General features: G+C 61.2%; 18 protein-coding genes. 11 read left to right on the top strand and 7 right to left on the bottom strand.

Going from position 1 to position 25,113, the window contains the following annotated elements:
• Positions 1-142 precede the first annotated feature (142 nt).
• On the top strand, positions 143-1,654 hold the full coding sequence (locus AC1KVG_RS14140; RefSeq protein ID WP_481094814.1) for an ankyrin repeat domain-containing protein: 1,512 nt from the start codon (positions 143-145) through the stop codon (positions 1,652-1,654).
• On the top strand, positions 1,638-3,542 hold the full coding sequence (locus tag AC1KVG_RS14135; protein ID WP_481094813.1) for a type IV secretion system DNA-binding domain-containing protein: 1,905 nt from the start codon (positions 1,638-1,640) through the stop codon (positions 3,540-3,542). Before AC1KVG_RS14140 ends, AC1KVG_RS14135 begins: the two co-directional genes overlap by 17 nt.
• A gap of 5 nt (positions 3,543-3,547) precedes the next feature.
• Here the strand turns inward: AC1KVG_RS14135 and AC1KVG_RS14130 are convergent, their stop codons facing one another.
• A complete protein-coding gene (locus AC1KVG_RS14130) occupies positions 3,548-4,045 on the bottom strand; it encodes a GIY-YIG nuclease family protein (RefSeq protein ID WP_481094812.1) in 498 nt (165 codons plus the stop codon).
• A 75-nt stretch (positions 4,046-4,120) separates the two neighbouring features.
• On the opposite strand from AC1KVG_RS14130, the gene mobF reads away from it, so the two are divergent.
• Positions 4,121-7,033 (top strand): MobF family relaxase, encoded by a 2,913-nt coding sequence (gene mobF / locus AC1KVG_RS14125; protein ID WP_481094811.1) that lies wholly within the window; start codon positions 4,121-4,123, stop codon positions 7,031-7,033.
• A gap of 76 nt (positions 7,034-7,109) precedes the next feature.
• Here the strand turns inward: mobF and AC1KVG_RS14120 are convergent, their stop codons facing one another.
• The 5 genes from AC1KVG_RS14120 to AC1KVG_RS14100 all read right to left on the bottom strand — a co-directional run bounded on the left by AC1KVG_RS14120 (position 7,110) and on the right by AC1KVG_RS14100 (position 12,656).
• Positions 7,110-7,811: a hypothetical protein gene (locus AC1KVG_RS14120; RefSeq protein WP_180313087.1), complete on the bottom strand. Its 702-nt coding sequence runs from the start codon at positions 7,809-7,811 to the stop codon at positions 7,110-7,112.
• A gap of 256 nt (positions 7,812-8,067) precedes the next feature.
• Complete coding sequence (locus AC1KVG_RS14115; RefSeq protein WP_481094810.1) at positions 8,068-8,547, bottom strand: GIY-YIG nuclease family protein; 480 nt, start codon at positions 8,545-8,547, stop codon at positions 8,068-8,070.
• 132 nt (positions 8,548-8,679) lie between these two features.
• Positions 8,680-10,380 (bottom strand): YadA-like family protein, encoded by a 1,701-nt coding sequence (locus AC1KVG_RS14110; protein ID WP_481094809.1) that lies wholly within the window; start codon positions 10,378-10,380, stop codon positions 8,680-8,682.
• Positions 10,381-10,447: 67 nt separating this feature from the next.
• Positions 10,448-11,218: a M15 family metallopeptidase gene (locus tag AC1KVG_RS14105; RefSeq protein WP_481094808.1), complete on the bottom strand. Its 771-nt coding sequence runs from the start codon at positions 11,216-11,218 to the stop codon at positions 10,448-10,450.
• Between the two features lie 205 nt (positions 11,219-11,423).
• Positions 11,424-12,656: a tyrosine-type recombinase/integrase gene (locus AC1KVG_RS14100; RefSeq protein ID WP_481094807.1), complete on the bottom strand. Its 1,233-nt coding sequence runs from the start codon at positions 12,654-12,656 to the stop codon at positions 11,424-11,426.
• A gap of 509 nt (positions 12,657-13,165) precedes the next feature.
• On the opposite strand from AC1KVG_RS14100, the gene cyoA reads away from it, so the two are divergent.
• The 7 genes from cyoA to AC1KVG_RS14065 all read left to right on the top strand — a co-directional run bounded on the left by cyoA (position 13,166) and on the right by AC1KVG_RS14065 (position 21,724).
• A complete protein-coding gene (gene cyoA / locus AC1KVG_RS14095; RefSeq protein WP_233367706.1) occupies positions 13,166-14,116 on the top strand; it encodes a ubiquinol oxidase subunit II in 951 nt (316 codons plus the stop codon).
• Complete coding sequence (gene cyoB, locus AC1KVG_RS14090) at positions 14,116-16,116, top strand: cytochrome o ubiquinol oxidase subunit I (protein ID WP_006450193.1); 2,001 nt, start codon at positions 14,116-14,118, stop codon at positions 16,114-16,116. The genes cyoA and cyoB overlap by 1 nt, the downstream gene beginning before the upstream one ends.
• Entirely contained in the window at positions 16,113-16,742 is a 630-nt protein-coding gene (gene cyoC / locus AC1KVG_RS14085) for a cytochrome o ubiquinol oxidase subunit III (protein ID WP_006450194.1), read from the top strand. The genes cyoB and cyoC overlap by 4 nt, the downstream gene beginning before the upstream one ends.
• The gene (cyoD, locus tag AC1KVG_RS14080) at positions 16,742-17,077 is read left to right on the top strand and encodes a cytochrome o ubiquinol oxidase subunit IV (RefSeq protein ID WP_006450195.1); all 336 of its coding nucleotides are present in this window, start codon (positions 16,742-16,744) and stop codon (positions 17,075-17,077) included. Before cyoC ends, cyoD begins: the two co-directional genes overlap by 1 nt.
• A gap of 170 nt (positions 17,078-17,247) precedes the next feature.
• Positions 17,248-19,128, top strand: a complete 1,881-nt coding sequence (locus AC1KVG_RS14075; RefSeq protein ID WP_317060225.1) for a M61 family metallopeptidase — start codon at positions 17,248-17,250, stop codon at positions 19,126-19,128.
• Between the two features lie 383 nt (positions 19,129-19,511).
• Entirely contained in the window at positions 19,512-20,903 is a 1,392-nt protein-coding gene (gene radA / locus AC1KVG_RS14070; RefSeq protein WP_023903137.1) for a DNA repair protein RadA, read from the top strand.
• A 434-nt stretch (positions 20,904-21,337) separates the two neighbouring features.
• On the top strand, positions 21,338-21,724 hold the full coding sequence (locus tag AC1KVG_RS14065; protein WP_023903138.1) for a DUF805 domain-containing protein: 387 nt from the start codon (positions 21,338-21,340) through the stop codon (positions 21,722-21,724).
• Positions 21,725-21,846: 122 nt separating this feature from the next.
• On the opposite strand, the gene AC1KVG_RS14060 is transcribed toward AC1KVG_RS14065, so the two are convergent.
• Entirely contained in the window at positions 21,847-22,632 is a 786-nt protein-coding gene (locus tag AC1KVG_RS14060) for a winged helix-turn-helix domain-containing protein (protein WP_023903139.1), read from the bottom strand.
• A 923-nt stretch (positions 22,633-23,555) separates the two neighbouring features.
• Between AC1KVG_RS14060 and AC1KVG_RS14055 the strand changes: the two genes are divergently transcribed.
• On the top strand, positions 23,556-24,911 hold the full coding sequence (locus tag AC1KVG_RS14055) for a helix-turn-helix transcriptional regulator (RefSeq protein WP_174556022.1): 1,356 nt from the start codon (positions 23,556-23,558) through the stop codon (positions 24,909-24,911).
• The last annotated feature ends 202 nt before the right edge of the window (positions 24,912-25,113 follow it).

The raw sequence follows: 25,113 nt of genomic DNA, 5'->3' as shown, positions 1-25,113 counted from the left end.
GCCTGGCTTCGGGAGGACCTGAAGAAGATGGATTTGCACAACGTCTCGTTTGTCCTTCAAGCAGGCTTGCTGATCGGCATGGCCTAGATCATTAAGATTTACAGCTGATTGCCAAACTGAAAAAAAACGGTATGCAATGGGGATGGAACCCCACATCGACAACCAGGCAAACCCGAGCGGGGACGTTTTTTTGAATCGTCCCCACGAGCCGTTGCTCCACCCCATCCTCCACCCACTGACCCTGGCCCGGTTCTACGGCAAGCACCACGAAGCGCTCGCCACCGCCGATGCCCGGCAGGCGCTCGCCTTGGCCGAGAAGTTCTGCCGCGAGGACCAAGTGGCAGGCTTGGATACCTCAACCCGGGCGGGTTTCGACTGGGTCATTCGATCGAACGACCGGTCCGGGGGGATGGATTTGGAATTATGGAAGAGTGCATCTGTAGCACTTATCCACGTCACCGATCCCGCAGCGCTCGAGCAGGTGCTCGATAGGAGCGCTTTGCAGCACCCGGTATTGGCCCATGCATACACGAATCTACTCGACGACCAACGGGCCGGACTGCTGTCGGAGCTCCGCGAATCGATCAATCAGGTTCAGGCCAACCGCACCGCAGCTCACCGGCTTCGGGCCATGCGGGCCCAGCCTGAGCTCCCCTCGCTACCCCTACCACCCCTGGACATCGCCGGGCTGCTTCAGCGCTACGAAGTCCCAGAGGACCAAGCCAAGGCCACCGAGCAGCACCTCATCCAGACCCACGGCGGCGCGCTGACCACGATGCACGGGAGCGAGGTGCTGGCTGCTGCTTTTCAGCACTGCCAGCACTCCGGGCTGTTCGGGGCGCCGTGGCAGACCTGGCTTTGCGAAAACGCCACGCTGGGAAACCTGGCCGCGGTGGACGCGTGCTTGGGCATGGGCGCCGATCCGAACTGCCCCAATGCCCGTGGGTTGATGCCCGTCCACTTGGCCGCACGGCAAGGTGAGGGCGCCATCGTCCGGCGCTTGCTCGAGCACGGTGCTGATCCCGCGATTGAAGGGCCCTCCGGGACGAGGACGCTCGATATGGCAGCCGGGCAGTTGGTGGCCCAGACCTACGTTGCGCTGGGCTTGGCAAAACGCGTGAGGCACTTCCCTGCTGAAGAACTGGAGCGCTACGGGGTAGACCCCGTGCAAGCCGCTGAACTGGAACAGCGGCTAATTGCTTCTCATGGTGTCCAGCTTGCTCGCTTCCACGAAGCCGAGGTTCTTGCATCGGCGCTCGCGCTTCGAACCTATCTGCCGATCCGAGCGCCCCTCCAGCGCTGGTTGGAGGAAGGAATTTCGCTGGAGTCACCGGAGGTTATCGACGCTGCGCTTTTCTTGGGGGCGAATCCAAACCTTGCGAATGAGTCGGGAGATCGTCCTCTTCACCAGGCTGCTCGCATGGGCGCCCACGCCATCGTTCGCCGGCTGATCGAGATTCAGGCGGATCCTTCGCTCACCAATGCCTTTGGCGAGTCCCCGCTTCACTTGGCCGCTCAGCACAAGCATGCGCGCGTCTGCCTGGAGCTGATGGCCGGGGGAGCTGATCCCAATCAGCGGGACAGCGGCGGCCGCAAGCCGGGCGAGATCCACCGGGAACACAAGCTGGAGAAACGACGTGTCATCGATCTATGACTGCTGGTCGTGGCAGGTCCCGAGCCACGTCGCGCCAAGCACGGACGTGCGCCACTGGCCCCAGGCCCTTCTGTCTGGGGCCTGCGTTGCGGCGCTGACCTACCCAGCTGCGTTATGGCTTGGCTGGCAGGTGACCAGCAGCCACTCCCTCATGACCTACAACCAGGCGCTCACTGGTAGTGTCGCTGCCCTGGTCAACGCCGCCACGGCCACCATGTCCCTGCGTGAGCCAGCCGCAGCCTGGTGGGACCTGGCACGCGAGCAGGCGACGGTCGGAACCCTGGCCCGGGTGGGCATCGCGGCTGGAGTGGCTTGCTCGGGGGCTGCCTGGGTGACGCGTCGCGGCCTGATTCCCCGGTCCAACACTTGGCACGTTTCTGGGGCGCAACTGCTCCAGGGCAAAGAAGCGCTGGCTGAAGCTCGCCGCCGGTCGTTGACCAAAAAAGAGCTGGAAGACGAGGTGCATGCCTTGTCGTTGCACCCCGACTGGATGGTCTCCAAGAAGCTGTTGGCCCGCCACATGTTCCTCTACGGCAGCGTGGGCTCGGGCAAGTCCGTGATCCTCAAGCACCTGCTTGAGCAAGTGGTGCGGCTGGACAAGAAAGCCTTCGTTTACGACATCAAAGGCGACTTCACCTCGATCTTCAAGCGCCCGGTGATCGTCTGCCCGTTCGACAAGCGAAGCTGGATTTGGGACGTGGGCCGGGACGTTTCCACTGTCACGCAAGCCGCTGCCTTCGCGCAAACCATCATCCCGCCCGAAGAAGGGGCAGGAGCATTCTGGGCGTCTGCCGCTCAGGCAATCGTTGAAGGCTGCGTCCGAGAGCTTCAGGCGACGCGAGGGCAGGCATGGGGGTGGAGCGAACTGGCAGATCGACTGGCACGAGACGCGATAACCATGCACGCCGCGCTCTCTATCGCTTACCCCCGCGCCGCTGTCTTGATTTCTAATGTCGAAAGCGGCACGACGAGCAGTGTGATGGCATGTGTCGCGAACGGAACAGCGATCATCGAGCGCCTGGCGCTTGCCTGGCCGGAGCGCAACCCAGATCGCATGTTCTCCATGCTGGATTGGATCCGCGACGACTACACCGGGCGCAAACAGGTCATCGTTCAATCCGGCCCGGATGAAGTCCTGGCCCGCAGCTACATCTCCGCCATGATCAATGTCACGGTGCCGGAGATCATCGGGCCAAGCCTGCCGGACGACGAATCCGGTCGCTTCATGGGCTTTTTCTTTGATGAGTTGACCTCTGCCGGCAAGCTCAACATCGAGCCGCTGCTTGCGTTGGGACGCAGCAAAGGTGTGGTGGCGTGTATGGCGGTTCAGGACTGGAGTCAGGTTGAAAAAGTCTACGGCGACAAAACCGCCCAAGCCTTTTCTGGGTTGGTTGGAACACACATTATTTGCCAGCTCCAGGTTGGCGAGACGCGGGAGAAGATTTCCAGGAACCTGGGCAAGCGCACCGTGGCTTGGCGCACACACGACGACAAAGCGACGATCCACGAGGAGAGCAAAGCCATTGTGGCACCAGGTCGGCTCACCGATGACTTGGGGTTCCGGAAGGGCAAAGCCTACGGCCCAGAGCGCTGGGGCATCCGTGCCATCGTTCAGACGACCGGAGACTTGCTCCTGCTGGACTGGCCGGGGGTGAGCTATCCGAAAGTGCGGGAGGGGCAGAAGCGGGCCAAGTGGACAAAGCAGGGCGCCAAACCGGTGGAGCAGAAGCCCATGCCCCCAAGCGACGCGCAAAGCGCAGTAGAGGTTCAGCGCGTGCTGAAAATGACCGCCGCCGGAGCCGCCTCAGAGCTGGAGAAGCGGGGCGTTGCGTCCCCGAAGCTGCGCGCCGTCAGCAACGACGAGCTGGAAGCCATCTTCAAAAAATGACCGGATCAGCGGCCTTCTTCGTCCTCTTCCTCTGGTGAGAGAAAGTCGAACGAAGTAAACGCGCCGCAGTTGATGCAGTGATACATGCTCGACGCGTCCTGGAAGTGGAGTCCGCAGAAGCAGCCGCAGAATGGGCAGCATTCCTCATGCTCGAGATCGCCCCACTTCCATACGCCCATGTATTCGGGCACGCCATCGCGATCGTAGCCCGTCACTGCAAATGGATCGTCAGTGGTTCCAACGAAGCCATCGATGCCAAATCGGGACAGGATGGGAAGCACGTCGGCTGGTTCAAGGTCGAACCACTCGCCGCGACCTCGCCGAACCTTCAAGTGTTCGTGGATCTCTCTCTCCACGCGGACGTCGTCGTTGGTGCGGATCCAGCCGAGCAGCAACAGCTTGCGATGGTTCCCGGTCTGTAGATTTCGACGGCGCCGTTCGATGTCTTTGGCTCGACCAATCTTGACCAGCTCGTCGGTGTCCTCAATGAAGAAATAGATCATCCCCGCCTCCGATTCCCATTGCCCATTCTTGCTTTTTTGCTATGCATGAAGGAACACCAGTAAAGGAGAGGCCGTATGATCAACGTGACGCCATTGACCGCCCAAGGCAAGGACAGCAAGTCCGGCGCAGCCGTGGTCGAATACCTGATGGCCACCGAGTATTACCTCAACAAGGATGGCCATGCGAAGGAGGCCATGGCATGGGGCGGCAAGATGGCGGCCCACCTCAATCTTCTGTCCTCGGCGGTGACACGCGAGCGCATGACCAAGCTGGCCGCGGGCTTCGACCCAGTGACGGGAAGGGCGCTTTGCCAGAACGCCGGGGAGAAGGGGAAGCTCAAGCCCAAGGTGGACAAGCACGGAGCCCCTGTAGTGGACGACAAGGGCCAGCCAGAGGTTGTCGTGGTAGGCGGGCACAGGGTCGGCTGTGACGTCACCGTTTCCGCCCCCAAAGACGTGGGCATTGCTTTCGCTTTGGGCACGCATGAGGAACGCGATGCGATCCTTCAGGCCCACCAAGCCGCTACGGCATTGGCCATGGGGCGCTTGGAAGCCCAGGTGGAAACGCGGCGAGGGAAGGGCGGGAAAGACGTGATCGGCGTGCAGGGCTTGGTGTGGTCCAGCCACCAACACTTCGCCGGACGCGACTTGGACATGGACTTGCACGCCCACCACTTGGTGTATGGGGTGGCACTGGGCGATGACGGCAAGGAATCCACGTTCGACGCGGTAGAGATTTGGCGGAACGCCCGATCGGTCGATGAGGTCTACAAGCTGGAGCTCTACAAAAACCTGCAGGCGCTGGGTTACCCGGTTGAGCACGTCCGGGAACTGGACGATGAGGGCCGGGAGACCAACCGCACCTTCGCTCGCCTGGCCGGCGTGGACCAGGAGGTGATCGACGCCTTCAGCAAGCGCCGAAAGGCGTTGCTCGAATACGCGGAGCAGCATGGCGTTAGCAAGCAGCAGGCGAACAAGGCCACGCGAAAACACAAGGATGAGCCCACCTACCAGGAGCTGGTGGAGCATTGGCAAGAAGCGCTTAAAGACTTCAACGTAAGCACAGAGACGTTGAAGCTTGCTCAGGGCAATCTGGACACGGTGAAGCACAAGAGCGACGCAGAGTTGTTGGAGCTGTTGCATCAGAACGAGGCGGTATTCAACGACATCGACTTGGTGCGAGTGCTGGGGATGGAATACGCCGGCAAGGTGGATGCGGAAGGGCTCGAAGCCCTCATTGAGAAGTTCAAGACGGACAACGGCTTGGTGCTGGTCAATGCCGAGCGCCTCGCCGAAGAAGACCGGGGGGCCACGCTCGCTCGCAAGCACAGAGAAGATCGCTTCTGCGCTCCTTGGATGCTGGAAGCCGAGCGGTCGGTCGTGGACATCGCCAACCGCCGGGCGAAGGAGACCCAGCACCACGCCAGCCCGGAGACCGTGAAGCGTGTCATTGCGGACTACGAAGAGGCCAAGGGCTTCCAACTGTCGCAAGAGCAGCGGGTGGCCGTGGATCACATCTGCCTCAAAAGTGGCGCGGTGGCCAACTTGAGTGGCTTGGCAGGCACAGGAAAAACCACAATCTCCGAGCTCTACAAAGAGGCCTTGGAATCCGAGGGCATGGTGCTCTTGGGGGTGTGCGTGTCGAACAAGGCCGCCCAGAAGCTGGAAACCGAGAGCGGCATGCCTAGCGTTTCAATGGTCCAGATGCTCCATGATCTTGCAGAGGGCAAGCGAGAGCTCCAGCCCAACGACGTGCTGGTCGTTGACGAGGCCGGAATGGTGGACACCAGAGACACGCAGGCTTTACTGATTCATGCCGAGAAAGCGAAGGCCAAGGTCATTCTCCAAGGCGACGCTGAGCAGCTGCAGCCCATCGGCGCCGGCTCAGGCTTCCAGCTCACCAAGCAAGCGGTGGGCGACGTGAAGCTGACCGAGATCCGTCGGCAGGCGAGGGTGGAAGACCGAGAGCTGGCGATGGCGTTTTACGCCAAAGACGAGCACGGCGAGATCATCGATCTGAAGAAAGGCACGCGCAGCCGTCGGAAAACTCTAGAGAAGGGCGACGAGCTCAAAACGATGCTGCTGAATTCCATCGTAGAGGCCGAGTCGCAGGAGAAGAGCATCGAGCGGCTGGTGGCCGATTACTTCAAGAATCCGGCGAAGCTGGACGACAAGCTGGTGCTGGCCCACAGCCGAGCCGAGGTGAGCGCGCTCAATGCCGGGATACGCAAGGGGCTGAAGGAACGCGGTGAGATTGGCGCGAAGGAGGTGACTGTTGAAGGACGCTACAACGGTCGCAAATTTGACCTAGCCCTGGTGCAAGGGGATCGGGTGATGTTCACGGCGAAGAACAAGGACCTGGGTGTGGTCAACGGCACCCAAGCCACCATTCAGTCGATCAAGCCTTCGCGGTCAGGCGGTTACGACATCGTGGGCACCCTGCGCTCGGAAAACTCGAAGGAGAACTGGCGTAAGGTCGTCTGGAACACGCACGAGCACAAAGCGCTGGTCCACGATTACGCGGTGACGGTCCACAAGAGCCAGGGGCAGGGAAAGCGCGAGGTGTTCCACCTGATGAACCTAGGAATGACGGACAACGCTAGTTCCCTGGTGGCCTTCACTCGGCTCACGAAGGGCTGTTACAAGCTCTATGGAACCTACGACGATGTAGAGCGACTCAACGAGCGCCTGGGGTTGGAGCGATTGAAGGCCAATGTGCTCGATGCCGGGGTTAGGGAGCAGCCCGCTGCCAGACCGCAAGCCCAGCGTCCTAAGGCACAGGCCCAGGTTCTTCAAAGTAAGCTCGATGCGCTATTCCACGATCACAAAGAAGGGCAAGGAACACGCCGTGCAATGACTGACAGCGAGCGCAAGGCGCACCGTTTGCTGGAGGTATTGGATCTGGCTGGACGCCAAGCGACGTCACAGGTGTTTCATGTGGAGCATGTGCATTCAAACATGCCTTCCAGGCAGAACATGGTTCGTTAACGACGCCACAAACCCAATCACCAGTGAAACTTGAAAAGCCAGCTTGGCCGTGCGCGGCCAAGCTGGTGTGTAACGGTCAGGCGTCCCTTTCCATACGCTCGGCGAACTGCACGTCTAGATCGTCAGAATCGTCATCACGCCAGTCGTCGTCTAACGCTGCGTCCTCCTTGCTTTCTTCAAAAATCAGCCCGGATCGACCCGCCTTTATGTAGGAGAGCTCACCCCAGACCTCCAAAGTGTGGCCGTTGAACATGCGGTCACCGTCAGGGTCATACTCTCCACTCATGGTGCCAGTCGCCTCGATGGCCCACCTATCAGTGCTCGCCCACAGATCGCCAGTGTCTTCTGGCGGTTCAAGGTCGGGGGAGTCGGGGAAAGCTGCATTGCACCCGGCCATGGCGGCGGCCGTGTTTTCGCCATCTGCGATTTCCCCTTCGAGCAGCTCGCGTGCGTGGCTATCCCAGAACTCATCGATGCCGTCATAGACGGGAACGGGGAAAGTTGACACGACGGCGGCCTTACACGCATCCAGGGACTGCGGCACACCAAGCTTGTTCGCACGGTCCTCGGCCAACGGCATGTTGAGCACGTAAAGCTCTGCGTCGGCCAAGTGATTGTCTAGAGCCATGTCCGCCTCTTCGACGCAAAGCGCGGCAAAGCTTCGGTAGCCCAACATGGCCGAGATCACCTCCACGAGGTGGGAACGCTTAATCGCGTGGCCCGCGTGAGACATGGTCTGGGAAGCCGCAAAAGCGGCAGAACTAATAAAGGATTTCATCCGTATGCTCTCGTAACTGCTCGGTGCGCTGGACCTTTTGTCGCCTATCGAGCAGCCGGCATGCCGGAAAGGATAGGAAGATCAAAAGCGGAACTACATGTCTCAACTGCTGCCTTTTTCAAGCGGTCCAAAGCTTCGGCGGGCGCCTACCTAAGATCCTACTTCGCGCCAAATCAGTCCGCAAGTCCCTAGAGCTGTCTGGTCGCCCCCCATCTGGCACCCGGGATGCGCCCGACCCCTCGGGTGCTTAAAGCGTCTAGCGCGACGCCAGCACAACGAGCATTAGGAACATTGGGCAGAGGAAGAGCCATTTGAGTGCGGATTTGAGCAGGCTGACACCGCTCGCAGAGGTCGTGACGGCCGACGGTGCGCGGCCGGGGACGTTGCCAGGCCAGGTGTAACTCGCAGCAAGGCGCTTCATTGCCCACGATGTCCGACGTCGCGGGTTGCGGATGAGGATGCCCGGCGGCTTGGCGTAAATGCACCACCCCTTCAGAAACGCTTTGTAGCGCCACGCGTATTCGTGTAACTCGGCGTCGGCTTGGGTGCCCGTCGTGAGGCCCAGTGGGACAAAAGCAAAGGATTTCCCTTGCCAACCCCCGCGGCTGCTCCGGTGCTGCTGTTCGCGTTGCTTGAGATCAACGGTTTGCCCGACGTAACAGCACCCGTTGTTAAAGAACAGGCCGTAGAGGTGCCGAGGGCGGGGCAGGTGTTTTTGATTGCGTTTCCAGCTCAAGGGTCCTCCATAAATGGGTATTCCTATATACCCATAGAAGAGAAGATCAGTTCGTCAAGGGTCATCAACGAACAAGGGCCCCGAAGGGCCCTTGCCGAGATACGATCACCTCCTCTCGCTGCTACGAATGCGTTACCGCCCCAAGTTGATGCTCACCCCAAACCCGGCCACCGGCTTGTTCCCGGAGCCGAAGGACAGGCCGGCAGAAACGCTGGTGCGCTCCGAGATACGGGCACCCCAGCCGACGCTCACCGCCGCCTCGCCCCCAGAGAAGCCGACGCCCATGTTGAGGTTGACTTGGCCCACAGCCGTTCCGCCGTTCTGTGCTGCAGCAACCGCCATCTGGCTCATAGCGCCCAACTGCGCCCCGAGCCCATTGATCCGTCGATCCTGATGGCGCACGCGGCGGTCGGTGTCCGTCCAGCTGTCGTTCCAGGCTTGCTGCGCGTCCCAGAGTTGACCGCCGTTGACCGCGTCCGTCGAGCCACGCTCGACCCGGCCCGCTTGAACGTTGGTCACGCGTTGATTGCCGGCATTGACCCCGGCAGTGGTGAACGAGGGGCCCCCTTGAATGGAGACGCCTTGGGCGTTGACCGTGGTCGCGCCGACGCTCACCGATCCGGTGTCCGACAGCTGCACGTTGTCGCTGACCGAAACGGTCTGGGTGCTGTCCGCGTTGGTGGTGACCTCAACGTTTTTGCCCGCCTTGGCCACCGAGCCGGAACCGGTGCCTGCGGTTCCGTCCACGCCATCGTTGCCGGCCGGCCCCTGCGCGCCGGACTCGCCCTTCAGGCTCGCCAGCCAATCGCTTTCATTGCCTTGGAAGCCGTTGGTCAACGCGACCTCGTAAGCGCTCAGACCGTCTGCGCCGCGTGGCCCAGGAATGCCAGAGCCGCTACCCGGGGTCTGTTCAACAGCAGTGACCCGCCCATCGAGGTCATCGAGAGCGGCGCCAACCGTTTGGTGAGTCGCACCGCTGCGAAACTGGTAGATCGGCGCCACGAAGTTACCGTTAACGAAGGTAGCGCCCCCGCCGAGGGATTGAACCGCAGTCCTCACCTGGCCCAGGTTTGCCGCATCCGTGTCCGACGTCCCTGCTCGAAGATTGGTGACCCGTCGGGTGCTCTGGCTCCCGCCCTCATAAGTGGAGCCCACGCTGACTTCATCGCTGGCCAAGCACCGGCTAAGAGAGCCCAGGGCGACACAACCTTGAGCGCTGGCCTCCGCCCCGTAGCCCATCGCAACCGATTGGACCTGCGACGCCTTTGCGCCGTAGCCGAGGGCAGAAGAAAGGTTGCCTTCCGCCGACGCAAACGTGCCAACCGCCGTAGCGTTCGTGCCTGCGACAGTCGCCGACCCCAAGGCCGTCGCGTAGTCTTGTTGCGCCTGAGCGTTGTTGCCCACTGCGGTTCCGGCGGTTCCAGTGGCTTGCGCGCCTTGTCCTACGGCCGCGCTGACATAGCCTGTGGCCTTGGAGCCCGCACCAAAAGCCTGTCCGCCTTGCGTGGCCCGCGCTTGCGCGCCGACGGCAGAAGAGTAGGTGCCTTCGGCCGACGATTGCATGCCAACAGCCAGGGTAGCCCCGCCTTGGGCACTAGCTTCCGAGCCAATGGCCGTCGCAGCGCTCGAATCGGCGGAGTTTGCCCGAGCGTTCGGACCCACCGCCACGTCCCCTGGCCCGTTGGCTTGCGCCGCATCGGAGCTGTCGGACAGACCGTTGGACTGAAAGTAGGGGGTTTCAGTGCTGTTAGTGGCGGTTTGCGCATGCAGTGCAGACGCAAACAAAGCAGCGCTGACCACAGCGGTTAAAATGGAACGACGGCATAAAGACATGGAAACCCTCCCGAGTTATGGATTAATACTTAAATCCATAGCAGGGGATTTCATTTGCGCAAGGCGATCAGGTGATCTTTTTCGGGTTGTTAGGAAAGGTGGCCAGACAAACCCGAGTAGGCGTGGCCCACTTCCATGCCAAAGGGTTTTCAAGTCCCCAGGCCGCGCACGCCCAGCCCGTGCCGGGAGGGCACCAGCTCGGCGCCAGTGCTTGGGCAAGCAGATACGAAGAGGGTTCCTCGTCCGCCACTTCGAAAGTGGGAGGCTTTCGGCCCTGGCGATAGGCCCACTTTGCTTGCCCGCATTCGGCTTTCAGTTCCACGTGCGGGTAGTCCTTGGGGCTGGTCCATCGCCCGCCCCAGTTCAACCCCACGATTTCTGACAGCTCCCCGAAGCGCAAGTAGCCGGCCATGACGTGTGGATCTTCCAGGTTCCAGCTGGGCTCCCCGTCGACAAAAACGGCTGCGTCCAACGCCAGGCCGTAGTTGTGACAAGAGGACCAAGCCCCAACACTCGTGACGCCGCTGGCCGACGCCATCAAAACCGCTTGGCGCTCTGGGCTTCGATACCCCTCCACTGGCCGCACTTCAAACCCCTCTGCTGCCAATTGGGCCAGGACGGCTTCTACCTTTTCCCGCAACGAGGGCGAAACCCCTTTCCAGATTCGCTCTTGCTTGGGATGAAAGAGACGGTAAACGGGGCCGTGTTGCTTTGGGGTTGTCCAACCAAGAGAGAGTGGCGTTGGATTAGAGGGGGCGGGTTTGATGGTTGAACAACCGGCCACCGCCATTAAAGCGATTGCCGCTGACACGGGAAAATATTTGCTGCGGGATTTCATGCTTTCCTCCCAGAAAGATATGGATGCTTTCAGGGGTATTGGATTTTTAGAAAAGCGCAAGAGGCGAAAAAAGAAAAAGCCCCCAGGAATAGGTTTCCAGCTTCCTGAGGGAGGAGGTCAGAACGCCGGAAGCCTGGGGGCTTAGTGAGCGGGGAAGGAATGAAACCCGGGCTCGTTTAAGTTCATAGCATGTAAAAGAACGAAGTCAACCGGTCTTCCTAGAGGTCTTTTTGATGTAGTCTCGCTGGGCTTTTTCGGCGGCAGCTCTGGTTACTTCGAAAATCTCACCCAGTTCTTGCATGTCGGGATTGTAATAACGCGTCAGCATTTGCGTCGTCTTATGACCTGAGATCTTCATGACTTGATGGATGGGCAGCAGGTTTGCCAGCTCCGTAATCCGGGTGTGACGAAGATCGTGCAGCGTGGCTCCGCTGACCCGAGCAGCCTCGCAAGCCCTACCCCAGGCTTGAGTGACACTGTCCGCCGCTATCGATGTCTTGCCTTCGTCCAGACTGAACACGTAACCAGAGCTGGGGCGCATCGGAGGCGTCTTGGGGCAAGGTGGGAGGCCCTCGCTCTGCAACTTGGCTTCGTGAAGCTCCTTCGTCAGGACGTCCAAAACGGAAGCAGCTTCGGGCGTCAAGAAGATGGTTCGGTTGACGGCCTTCCCACCCTTGGGATTCTTGGTATCTCGGAAGGTGGCCTCGGGAGACTTCTTGTCGAAGCTCAAATTCTCCCAACGAAGCTTGATCGCTTCGCCACGTCGGGCCCCGGTCCAACGCAAGAAAGCGATGGCGGCTCGGGTGGCAGGGCGCATGGGGGCAAGAGAAGCCAGGACGGCGGCCCATTCCTTGTCCGTGACCACTCGCTCTCGCTCGTTGCTAACTGAGGGCTTGAGTGCGACACGGATGGGGTTGTCGATCTTGAAGCGCCAACGCCTGGCAGCAGTGGTGAAAACGCTGGAGAGCATGGCGAGGTTGCGGGTGATGGTGGCAGGGGCGAGGTGATAGTCCTCTTGTAAGGAGTGGGCCATGCCCCCGTCCGACAGATCGAAGTCTTGGGGCTGGAGCCTGCCGACGGGTTTGCCGCAAGTGGCAGGAAAGCGCTCCTTTACTAGACGCAACAGCCGGGCATCCCCATCCCCGCCCTTTTTGAGAGGGCAGACCTCTAGTATGTAGCGGTCAATCCAGGCGCCCAAGGTCTGGTTGCCCAGAAGGCTGGAGGCCGGCTGCTTTTCTTCATGTAGGGCAGCGCGCTCGGCCGACGCGAACGCCTCAGCTTGAGCCAGAGCCTTGGCTCGGGTCGCTTCGCTGTAAGGGAAGGTGCGGTTGATGGTGTGCAGATTGCCAGCCGCGTCCTTGCGCTTGATCTTCACCTGCCAAGCCGAACCCCGGTCGTAGACCCCCTTGGTGCGAACCGCTTTCTTGGGTCGTGCCATGCTCTATCCCGCATCCGTTGCAATGCCTCAAATTTCCCAATATTTTCCCATGGTGTCAATAAGTCATTGTTTTTACTTGAATAATATGAGAATCGTTCGCATTCGTAATGCGTAGGTCGTAGGTTCGATTCCTATTTCCGGCACCATCGCTTCAATACTGGGTCGGCCATTGGTCGGCCCAGTTGCGTTTTGGACGGATGCACGTACACCTCACCGCACGCGCAGCCATAGACGCTGCACATCACGCAGGCCTGATTGTGCAGGTCCGCAATCGCATCGTTTCTGCCGTGCGCAGCGCTGCGACAACATGTCGCATACGTTTGCGCGCATTAATTGCGGCAGATCATGGCCGATGGGTTTCGTGCAGGTGCAGCAAAGTTTAAAATTAGGGAGCTAACCCGTGTCTTCGGTCTGCGCGGTCATCTTTCTTCAGAAAGAGCGCTGCCGGACATGTCCCGAAAGGGAATGCGACGCATGAGGCTGGCGTTCCTTCGCACTTGGATCGACCGATGATTCCGTTGAAACATCTCGGGCGTGTACTTCGTCCAGGCCTGATGTTGCCGTTCCTGCTGTTGGCAGGCTGCAACTCGGCCATCCTCAATCCGAAAGGCCAGATCGGCCACGACGAAAAGCAACTGCTGATCACCTCGGTGGTGCTGATGCTGATCGTGGTCATCCCAGTGATCGTGATGACGATCGCGTTCGCGTGGAAATATCGCGCGTCCAACACGAAGGCGCGCTACGAGCCGGATTGGTCGCACTCCACCGCCATCGAAGTGGTGGTGTGGTCGATCCCGTGCGTGATCATCCTGGTGCTGGCAGTGCTGACTTGGCGCTCCTCGCATGCGCTGGATCCGTACCGGCCGCTGGATTCGGACGTCAAGCCGCTCAACATCGAAGCGGTCTCGCTGGACTGGAAGTGGATGTTCATCTACCCGGATCAGAACATCGCCACGGTCAACGAAATCGCCTTCCCGGTGCACACGCCGCTGAACTTCAAGATCACCTCCGACACGGTGATGAATTCGTTCTTCATCCCGCACCTGGGCACGATGATCTATGCGATGGCCGGCATGGAAACCAAGCTGCATCTGGTAGCCAACGAGCCGGGCGAATACTTCGGCCTGTCCACCAATTACAGCGGTCACGGTTTTTCGAAGATGAGCTTCAAGGCGCATGCGGTCGATCAGGCCGGCTTCGATGCATGGGTGGCCAAGGTCAAGGCATCGCCGAAGGCGCTGACCGCCGCCGAGTACCAGGTGCTGGCCGCCAATCGCAACGATAAAGAACAGTATCCGGTCACCTACTACTCGTCGGTGCAGGACGGCATGTTCCGCTCGCTGGTCGACAAATACATGAATGGTCCGGGTCACGGTCCGCAAGGCCATGGCGAAGGCCACGGCGACCATCAGGCATCGGCTGCAGAGCCGGTTGCCATGTGCACTTCTGGAGACAAGTGATGCTAGGCAAACTTACGCTCGAGGCGGTTCCGTACCACGAGCCGATCATCATGGTCGCTCTCGGTGGCGCCGGCCTGCTCGGCCTGCTCATCGCGGGCGCCATCACCAAGTACAAGCTGTGGGGCTACCTGTGGAACGAGTGGTTCACCTCGGTGGATCACAAGCGCATCGGTGTGATGTACATCATCGTGGCGCTGGTCATGCTGCTGCGCGGCTTCGCCGATGCGGCGATGATGCGTGCCCAGCAGGCGTTGGCGGGTAACGGCGGCGAAGGTGTGCTGCCGCCACATCACTACGACCAGATCTTTACCGCGCACGGCGTGATCATGATTTTCTTCATGGCCATGCCGTTCATGACGGGCTTGTTGAATCTGATCGTGCCGCTGCAGATCGGCGCACGCGACGTGGCGTTCCCGTTCCTGAACTCGCTGAGCTTCTGGCTGTTCGTAGCCGGTGCGGCGCTGATCAACATCTCGCTGGGTGTCGGTGAATTCGCGCAGACCGGCTGGTTGGCGTATCCGCCGTTGTCGGGGCTGGAATACAGTCCAGGGGTCGGTGTCGATTACTACATCTGGGCGTTGCAGGTCTCAGGTTTAGGCACGTTGCTGACCGGCATCAACTTCTTCGTGACGATCATGCGGATGCGCGCGCCGGGCATGACCCTGATGCGCATGCCGATCTTCACCTGGACCGCGTTGATCACCAACATCCTGATCATCGCCGCGTTCCCGATCCTGACCGTGGCGCTGGCGTTGCTGGGTGCCGACCGTTACCTGGGCACGCACTTCTTCACCAACGACGGTGGCGGCAACGCCATGATGTACGTCAACCTGATCTGGATCTGGGGCCACCCGGAAGTCTATATCCTGATCCTGCCGGCGTTCGGCATCTTCTCCGAGTTGATCGCGACCTACAGCCGCAAGCGGCTGTTCGGCTACACCTCGATGGTCTACGCCACCTCGTGCATCGGCGTGCTGTCGTTCGTGGTGTGGTTGCACCACTTCTTCACCATGGGCTCGGGTGCCAACGTCAATGCCTTCTTCGGCATCACGACGATGATCATCTCGATCCCGACCGGCGTGAAGATCTTCAACTGGCTGTTCACCATGTTCCGCGGTCGTGTGCACATGACCTCTCCGGTGCTGTGGACGATCGGCTTCATCATCACCTTCACCATCGGCGGCATGACCGGCGTGATGCTGGCGATTCCGGCGGTGGACTTCGTGCTGCACAACAGCCTGTTCCTGATCGCGCATTTCCATAACGTGATCATCGGCGGCGTGGTGTTCGGTTACCTGGCGGGTCTGACCTATTGGTTCCCGAAGGCGTTCGGCTTCAAGCTCAACGAGAAGATCGGCAAGGCCTCGTTCTGGTGCTGGATCATCGGCTTCTTCGTGGCCTTCATGCCGCTGTACGTGCTCGGCTTCATGGGCATGACCCGCCGCATGAACACCTACAACCACCCCGAGTGGGCGCCGTGGCTGTACGTGGCCGCTGCGGGTGCTGCGATCATCGGCATGGGCATCTTCCTGAATCTGGTGCAGATCGGTTACAGCGTGTGGAAGCGCAAGGAGCACATGGACTACACGGGCGATCCGTGGGATGGCCGTACGCTGGAGTGGGCCACCTCTTCGCCGCCGCCGTTCTACAACTTCGCCGTGCTGCCGCATATCGACGACCGCGATCAGTTCTGGGCCGACAAGCAGAACGGCAAGGGCTGGGTGCGTCCGTCCAAGTACGAGGCGATCCACATGCCGCGCAACACCGGTGCAGGCGTGTATATCGGTGCCTTCAGCGTGCTGATGGGCTTCGGATTGATTTGGCACATCTGGTGGCTGGCCATCATCGGCCTGGTCGGCATGATCGGCAGCTTCATTGCGCGCACCTTCGATGACGACATCGATTACTGGGTGCCGGCCGACGAAGTGGAGCGCATCGAAAACGCGCGCTTTGCCCTGCTCGAACAGCAACATGCGGCGCAGGCCGCGAAGGTGGTATGACCATGTCTTCCTCGACCACGCTTGACCACGCCGCCCACGCGGGCGGCCACGACGACCACGAGCATCACGACGCCGGTGGCAACACCGTCTTCGGGTTCTGGGTCTACCTGATGAGCGACTGCCTGCTGTTCGCCGGTCTGTTCGCCACCTATGCGGTGCTCTCGGGCGCCACGGTGGACGGACCGACGGCCAAGGAGCTGTTCGATCTGAAGTTCGTGCTGGTGGAAACCTTCCTGCTGTTGTTCAGCAGCTTGAGCTTCGGCGTTGCGATGATCTCCGCGCACAAGCGCAGCATGACCGGGCTGTATGCCTGGTTGGGCGTCACCGCGCTGCTGGGTATCGGCTTTCTGTGCATGGAAGTCTGGGAGTTCAACCACCTGATCCATGAAGGTGCGGGCCCGGGGCGCAGCGCGTTCCTGTCGGCCTTCTTCACCCTGGTGGGCACGCACGGTCTGCACGTGGCCTCGGGTCTGTTGTGGATGGCAGTGCTGGTGATCCAGATCTCCAAGAACGGCCTGACCCCGCGCAACAGCACGCGTCTGGCCTGCCTGAGCCTGTTCTGGCATTTCCTGGACATCATCTGGATCGGTGTGTTCACCGTCGTCTATCTGCTGGGAGCGCTGTAATGGCCAATCACCACGCGCATGAAACCGCCGCCGACGCACATGCCGGCGGCCTGAAGTCCTACCTGATCGGCTTTGTGATGGCCGTGATCCTGACCGTCATCCCGTTTGCGATGGTGATGAGCGGGGCGTTCTCCAAGGGCGTCACCGTCATCGTGATCTCGCTGATGGCCGCCGTGCAGATGCTGGTTCACATGGTGTATTTCCTGCATATGGATCGCTCGCCCGAGCAGCGTTCCAACGTGCAGGTGGGCCTGTTCTCGCTGCTGATCATCGGCATCGTGATCGTCGGTTCGCTGTGGGTGCTGCACAACATGAACGTCAACATGATGCATTGAGACGGCGCCACGCCGGATCGCGTCATGCTGTTATGAAGAAAGCCGCCAGCGATTGGCGGCTTTTTTTTGCGCATGAATTTGCCTGCGGCATGACCAATGGCATACGGGGAAGCCGTGGTGGGCGCTTAGCATCGTGGGCTTGCCTGTTCCAGGTCACCTGCGGAGTTGCGATGAAGATGCCCACCCTGTTGTCCGTGTCGCTGCTGGCAGCGCTGTCGTTGCCCGCCGCCGCGCAAACTGCGCCGCCGCAGGACGTGCCGTTCGAAGGCAGCTTGAAGATCGATGTCGATGCCACCGATCTGGCGCACCGCATCTTCAAGGTCAGGACCACCATGCCGGCAAAGCCCGGCCCGATGACGCTGCTGTATCCGCAGTGGATCCCCGGCAATCACTCGCCGACCGGGCCGATCGACAAGCTCGCCGGTCTGGTGATCAAGGTCGATGGCAAGGTGGTGCCGTGGACGCGCGATCAGTTCGACGTGTATGCCTTCAAGATCGATGTGCCGCAGGGCGCCACCGAGCTGGTAGCCGAGTTCAAGTTTCTCTCGCCGCAGGCCAGCAACCAGGGCCGGGTGATGATGACCCCGGAAATGCTCAACCTGCAGTGGAATACCACCGCGCTGTATCCTGCCGGTGTCTTCGCACGCAACATCAAGACGCAGGCCAGTGTGACCTTGCCCAAGGGCTGGGACTACGCGACCGCGCTGGAAACCCAGAGCCGGGTCGGCGACACGGTGACCTTCAAGCCGATCGACTTCGACGACCTGGTCGACTCGCCGATGTTTGCCGGCAAGTACTACAAGCGCGTGGAGCTGAGCGGCGGCAAGCAGCCGGTCTACCTCAACGTCTTTGCCGACGAAGCCAAGTCGCTGGACGCCAAGCCCGAACAGATCAAGGCGCATGCGGCGCTGGTGCAGCAGATGGACAAGTTGTATGGCGCGCGGCATTTCGACCATTACGAATTTCTGCTCGCGCTGACCAAGAAGCTGGGCGGCATCGGCCTGGAGCACCATCGCTCCAGCGAAAACAGCGGCGTGCCGACGTATTTCACCGAGTGGGACAAGAGCTGGACCGGGCGCGACCTGCTCGCGCACGAATTCAACCATTCCTGGAACGGCAAGTATCGCCGCGGCGCGGATCTGGCCACGCCTAATTTCAACGTGCCGATGGGCGACAGCCTGCTGTGGCTGTACGAAGGCCAGACCCAGTTCTGGGGCGAAGTGATGGCCGCGCGCTCGGGCCTGTGGACGCAGGATCAGGCGCGCGACATGCTGGCCGGCGTGGCGGCAAGCTATGAGCGTGGCCGCCCCGGCATGGCCTGGCGCACTGTGCAGGACACCACCAACGACCCGACCATGTCGATGCGCCGCCCGAAGGCGTACCGCAGCTATCAGATGAGCGAGGACTATTATTCCGGCGGCCAGATGATGTGGCTGGAAGTGGACAGCAAGCTGCGTGCGCTGACCAACAACAAGCGCTCCATCGACGACTTCGGCAAGGCGTTCTTCGGCATGAAGAACGGTGATTGGGACGTCAATCCGTACACCTTCGACGACATCGTGACCACGCTCAACGGCGTGGCCGCCTACGACTGGGCGAGCCTGTTGCGCAGCCGCATGGACGGGCACGGGTCGTTGAACGGCGGCATCGAAGCCAATGGCTGGAAGCTGGTCTACAACGAGGAGCCGAACCTGGCCACCAAGGCCGACGAGAGCGACGACAAGGACGCCAATCTGGCCTATTCGCTTGGCGTGTCCTTGAAAGCCTCTGGCGACATCGGTGATGTGCTGTGGGACGGCCCGGCCTTCAATGCCGGCCTGATCGCCGGCAACACGATCGTGGCGGTCAACGGCCGCGCCTTCAGCAGTGAGGTGATCAAGGACGCGATCACGGCGGCCAAGGGCACCACCGCGCCGATCGAGCTGCTGGTCAAGCGCCTGGATCGCTACGACACCGTGCGCATCGATTACCACGGCGGCCTGCTGTATCCGCATCTGGAGCGCATCGCCGGCAAGCCGGATCGCTTGAGCGAGTTGTACAAGGCACGTTGATGGGCGCTGCCCGCTCGAAGCTGTTCGAGCGGGCAATGGCAGGAGCCGGAGCTGCATGGTCGGCTGCGATCGATCATGCAGCTTCGGAGATTGCTCTTCGTCGCTGCCGATGCCGACTGATCGATATAAAGATAGTGCGCTAGCCAAGTGGCCGGCCTCGTCGATGCCTCCCACGTAGAGCGTCGTTGTTGAAATTTCCAGTTGCACGCAATCCAACAGCGCGTCAGCTTTGACGATTCCCGATTCCCGATTCCCGATTCCCGATTCCCGATTCCCGATTGCCGAATCCCGAATCCCGAATCCCGAATCCCGGCGCCCGCGTCGCGCATCCTGAGACCGGCGGCGACTATGCTGTCGCTCCAGAAACGATTGGCTAACTGACGATGGCGAAGGCAAAAATAGCCTATGTCTGCGGCGAGTGTGGCGCCGAATACAACAAGTGGCAGGGGCAGTGCACCGAGTGCGGAGTGTGGAATACGCTCAGTGAAATCGTGCTCGAAAGCGCAACCCCCGGCGGCAAGGCATCGCCGGCGGCTTCGCGCCGTACCGGTTGGTCGGGCAAGACCGAGGCGCCCAAGATCACCGCGCTCAAGGACGTGCGCCAATCCGAACAGTCGCGCGTGTCCACCGGCATCGGCGAGTTCGATCGGGTGCTGGGCGGCGGTCTGGTCGAAGGCGCGGTGGTGTTGATCGGTGGCGACCCCGGCATCGGCAAGTCGACGTTGTTGCTGCAAGCATTGGCCAGCATGGCCAGTACGCTGCCGGTGTTGTACGTGACTGGCGAAGAATCGCTGGCCCAGGTCGCAGGACGTGCGGTGCGCCTGGATCTGCCGTTGGAAGGCCTGAATGCGCTGGCCGAAACCGGCATCGAAAATATCCTGCAGCACGCCAGCGTGGCGCGGCCGAAGCTGATCGTGGCCGATTCGGTACAGACCTTGTGGACCGAATCGCTGACCGCAGCGCCGGGTTCGGTGAGCCAGGTGCGCGAGAGCGCGGCGCGGCTGGTGCGCTATGCCAAGGAAACCGGCACCGCCGTCTTCCTGGTCGGCCATGTGACCAAGGAAGGCGGCATCGCGGGGCCGCGCGTGCTGGAGCATATGGTCGATGCGGTGCTGTACTTCGAAGGCGAGAGCGGCAGCCGGTTTCGCTTGCTGCGCGCCTTCAAGAATCGCTTCGGTGCGGTCAACGAGCTGGGGGTGTTCGCGATGGGCGAGAAGGGCCTCAAGGAGGTCTCCAACCCGTCGGCGATCTTCCTGTCCGGCGGCAGCACCCAGCAGCCCGGCAGTTGCGTGATGGTCACCCGCGAAGGCACCCGGCCGTTGATGGTGGAAGTGCAGGCGCTGGTGGATGCCTCGCCGTTGTCCAATCCGCGCCGGGTCGCGGTAGGCCTGGAACAGAACCGGTTGGCGATGCTGCTGGCGGTACTGCATCGCCATGGCGGCATCGTGGTGGGCGATCAGGACGTCTTCGTCAACGTGGTCGGCGGCATCCGGGTGCAGGAAACCGCGGCCGATCTGCCGGTGTTGCTGGCAGTGTTGTCCTCGTTGCGCGACCGGCCATTGGCCGAGAAGACGATCGCCTTCGGCGAGGTGGGGTTGTCCGGCGAGATCCGGCCGGTGCCCAACGGCGAGGACCGCCTGAAAGAAGCCGCCACCCATGGTTTCAAGCGCGCGATCGTGCCCAAGGCCAATGCACCGAAGACCACCAGCATCAAGGGCATGGAGATCATTGCGGTGGAGCGGCTGAGCCAGGCCTTGGAAGCGGCGGCTGACTGAGGTCCACGCAGATCGGCGGGCGCTGCGCTGAGCAGTGTCGAACGTGGCGGCAGCATCGCCTCGACCACGTCAGGCAGCCGCATGTTGCGCTCGTCCCGACCGTCGATGAGCGATCGGACGCCCTGACGATCGCCTCTCAAGAGCGCACGCTTGGCCAGAGTCATCGTTGAAAACCTGGCAACCTTCAGTGCGCGTCACGAGCTGCGGCGGCGACGTGCCGTGTGCACAACGTCAGCCGGTCTGGTTGGTGCGTTGACCGCGCCCCTCCGCTGCGACTGAGCACTGCAAACCGTCTGTCGGATAGACGGCTGTATTTGCATTTGATTGTCGAGAAAACGTTTTCAGAAAGAGTGCGGCTATGGCACCATGCGCGGCCCGTTGCACCGTGCACCGGATCACAGACACCGCTGACTGCTCTTACCTGGAGAATCACAATGGAATGGATGTTGTTGCCGCTCAAGCGCTACGCCGACTTCACCGGTCGCTCGCGTCGCAAGGAATACTGGATGTTCTTCTTGCTGCAGATGATTGTTCTGCTGGTGCTGGGCGGCATTTTCGGCGTCGCGGCGGCGATAGGCGGCGGCGACAACGGCCCCGGCCCGCTGGCGTGGGTGGTGTTTGCCATCATCATGATCGTCGGCCTGGCAATGATCGTGCCGGGCATTGCAGTGACCGTGCGTCGCCTGCATGACCAGGGCAAGTCCGGCTGGTTCTATCTGATCAGCCTGGTGCCTTACGTGGGCGCGATCGTCCTGCTGGTCTTCATGTGCATGGACGGCACCCCGGGCCCGAACGAATACGGTGAAAGCCCCAAGCAGTAACCGGACGCACTGATCTATCGAACAACGGCGCAGGGTAGTCCCTGCGCCGTTGTCGTTTGTGCAATTTTATTAGCTTGAAACAAGCCTTGCGTCGGCACGCACCACGTCAAGACGCGTCTGGATCAGCACGCCGCAGCGTGGCTTGCCGCGTTCTGGGGTGTGAGCTTGCCCGGGGTCACTGCATCTGTGTCATGCAGTGCAAGTTCCAGCTTGTAGCCATGCGAATACACGGTTCTGATGCGCACCGCGCCACTGTGATTGCACAGCTGTAACTTCTTGCGCAGCTTGTAGATGTGCTGCTCCATGGTGCGGTCGGTGAACTCGGTATGGCTGCCCCATACCGCCTTGGCCAATTGGCAGCGGCGGAAGCACACACCGGGGCTGGAGAACAGCAACCAGGCAATCGAAAACTCGCGTGCGGTGAGCACGATCGGCTTGCCGTGCAGATACACGGTGTTCTCGTCGCGGATCAACTGGTAGGGCCCAACGCTAAGCTGCTGCGTTTCAGGGCATGCCTGCGCCACCGGCGAGATCGCCAATGCCGCGCGGACATGCAACTCATGCGAATTGAACGGCAGCGCCAGCACGTCCTGCGCACCGGCGCGATACCAGGCCAGGATATCGTTGGGGCAATCGAAGCGCCCCAGCACGATCAATGGTGTTGGATGGCCGCTATGGCAGCGCTGCCAGGCCAGCAGCGAACTATCGTCGGAGGCAACGCAGGTCGCATCGAACACCAGCAGCTCGCAAGGGGAATGTCGCAGCGAGCGCAGAAGTTCGAGTTCGTCGGAAAAGACTGCAAAACTCGGCGCGAGCGGTGCGAGGCTCGCGTTGACCTGCGAGGCCAGACGCGCATCCTGCGTCAACAGGAAAGCCGATCCTTGCTTGCCGGAAGCGTTGGCGTACATCAGCCAGCCTTCCCATGTCGGCATGCGTACCAGTCGTATGTCGGATGCCTGTGACGGGCAGCCGGCGCCAATACAAAACCCACGTGTATAGATAAGTACATCGCCAAACCTTTCGGCTGCCAGGGAGGGTCTGACCGAGATCAGACAAATGGTATGTACCATTGGCGAGGCAGAAAGTTTCACTGCTGCGTACTTTTCTTCGGCTTTGCGTGGGTTGGCTTTAACGTGCGCTCAGATAGGCGTAACGGAGCTCTTACATTTAGGCATGGATGCGCCGGAAATAACAAAATTACGACATTGCTGCGGCGGATGGCGCTGCAGAAGCCCCAGAAAAATGCCTGGGCCCGCAGACATCCAGACCAATTGGTCAGGTATAGACCAAGGTATTGCAATTTATTCGCTGTTATAGCGCTTGTGGAATATGTCGGCGGTTTATCGACGCGGCGGATCGCCGAAGTTTCTATTCGCGGCGACTGCGTCTGTTACCACACGCAACCGACATGCAGTCATTGCCACGACATGCCTCGACAACGCGGAGCTGCGCGTGGAAGCGAGGTGTTCCGAGACGTTCCGGCACCGCCAGGGTCTTGCTGCAGCAGTCGATGTCTTCAATACGCAATCGCATGTCGTGCGATGTCCTGTGCACGACATCGGACCTGGAGTGCAAAAAATGCCCACATGCTCTGCGCGCTGCGCGCCTGGCACGGTTCGACACAGAGTGAGAATTTTTGATTTTCTTAGTGCCCCAAAGTGAGAAATTCCATTGGATCCGCTGCATACAATCGATTGCGCCAAAAGACCGGCGAAATTGGTTGTTTTTTGCTCATCCCCCTAAGAGAGAGCCTGGCATGATCCTTTCCACCTACCTCGCAGCGATCTCTGCGTTGTCGTACGCAGACCGTCTTCCTACCTATACAAGCAGGATGCTGGTTGGTGCCTGGCCGCAGGGTCTGCAACACCTTCAACAACGCCGCGACGGGCAGGCCGCCTCGGATGGCGGCGACGATGAAGTCAGCCTGCTCGGCGCCAGTGGTGACGCGCTGTTGATCCTGGAGTATCAGGAAGAAGCCGAAGATGCGTATCGGCATGCATTGAAGGCCATGCGTGGGCATCAACGGCAGTTGCGGCTGTTGTCGTGCCGCAACACCGCCTGGTTGATGCTGAGCCAGCGCCGGCTCAGCGCCGCGTTAAACTGTTTTGCGCAGCTGGCGATGGACCGCGAGACACCGTCCTGCCTGTGCGGCGAGAGCCTGTTGGGCAAGGCGTTGACGCACTTCCATCTGGGCCAGAGCACGCTCGCGCTACAGACGCTGGAGCGCGCCAACGAGGTGCTTTCGGAACTGGAGACCGGTGCGAGCGATTGGCTGCGGATCGCCACCGCGCTGCGCCTGGACATGATTGCGCAGCTGCGCATCCGTCGCTCCGATCGCATGAGCGACCACGTGTTCTGGCAGGCCACGCTGCGCCAGGAAGATGCGGCGCATGCCTTCGAGCCCAACGAGCTGCGCGCCTGCATCGCCGATCTGGCCGAGAGCATGCCGGTGCTCGCCCAGCGCATGCGGCATGTGCGCAACCTGCTGCGGATTGCCGGTGGCGATACCTTCGGTTTCGATGCGCAGATCGATGCATTGCCGGCTGCGGCCACCGGTTGCCCGCCCTGCGCCCGCCAGGACGCGCAGGTGGAACTGGCGCTGGCTGCGTTGGCGGTGGGGCGTGCGGATCTGGCCGAGCGTGCGTTGGCCGGTGCCGGCCGGCACCATGCGCCGCGCTGGAATCTGGAGTTCGAGTATTGCCAGGCCAAGATCAGCCAGGCGTTGGGCAAGACCGAGCAGGCGTTGTTGCTCTACAACCGGTATGCGCTGGGTGCGGTGCAATGCCTGCGCAGCGAGGTGCAGGCGCCGCGCCTGCTGGAAAGCGGTACCCCGGCGCATGTGAGCGACGACATCTCGGCGCGTCTGCCGGCCAAGTACCGGCGTGCCTACACCTACATGATCACCAATGCGCATCGCTCGGATCTGTCGATCAATGAAGTGGCTGCGCAGATCGGGGTGACCGGGCGTGCGTTGCAGCAGGCGTTCAAGTCTGCCACCGGGCTGTCGCCGACCCAGGTGCTGCGCCGTTACCGGATGCAGAGCATCCGCGACGAACTGCTGGCCGAAGGCGGCTGCGGCAGTGTGCTGCAGGCGGCAAGCCGTTGGGGCGTGGGCAGCCGCTCGGCGCTGGCCAAGGGCTACCGCCAGCACTTCAATGAGGCACCGATGGAAACCTTGCAGCGATAATGTGTCTGGCGCCACGGCTGTGCAGTCATGCAGGCCGTGGCGCTTCGTTTCCGGTGGGTGATGCAGCAGCGATGTCCGGTCGCAGTGCGGTGGAGGGATCCGAATTGAGACGTGCGTGCGTGCGGCGTGGCTTGCGGCTATGCTTTCCGGCTCGCATTGCCACCCAGGTAGGCGCGTCCGAGGATGGGCGTGGCCGCCAAGG

The sequence above is a fragment of the Xanthomonas sp. NCPPB 3959 genome (assembly GCF_056675575.1).
The sequence above is the reverse complement of the archived record's forward strand: the minus strand, read 5'-3'. Positions and strand labels throughout refer to the sequence as shown.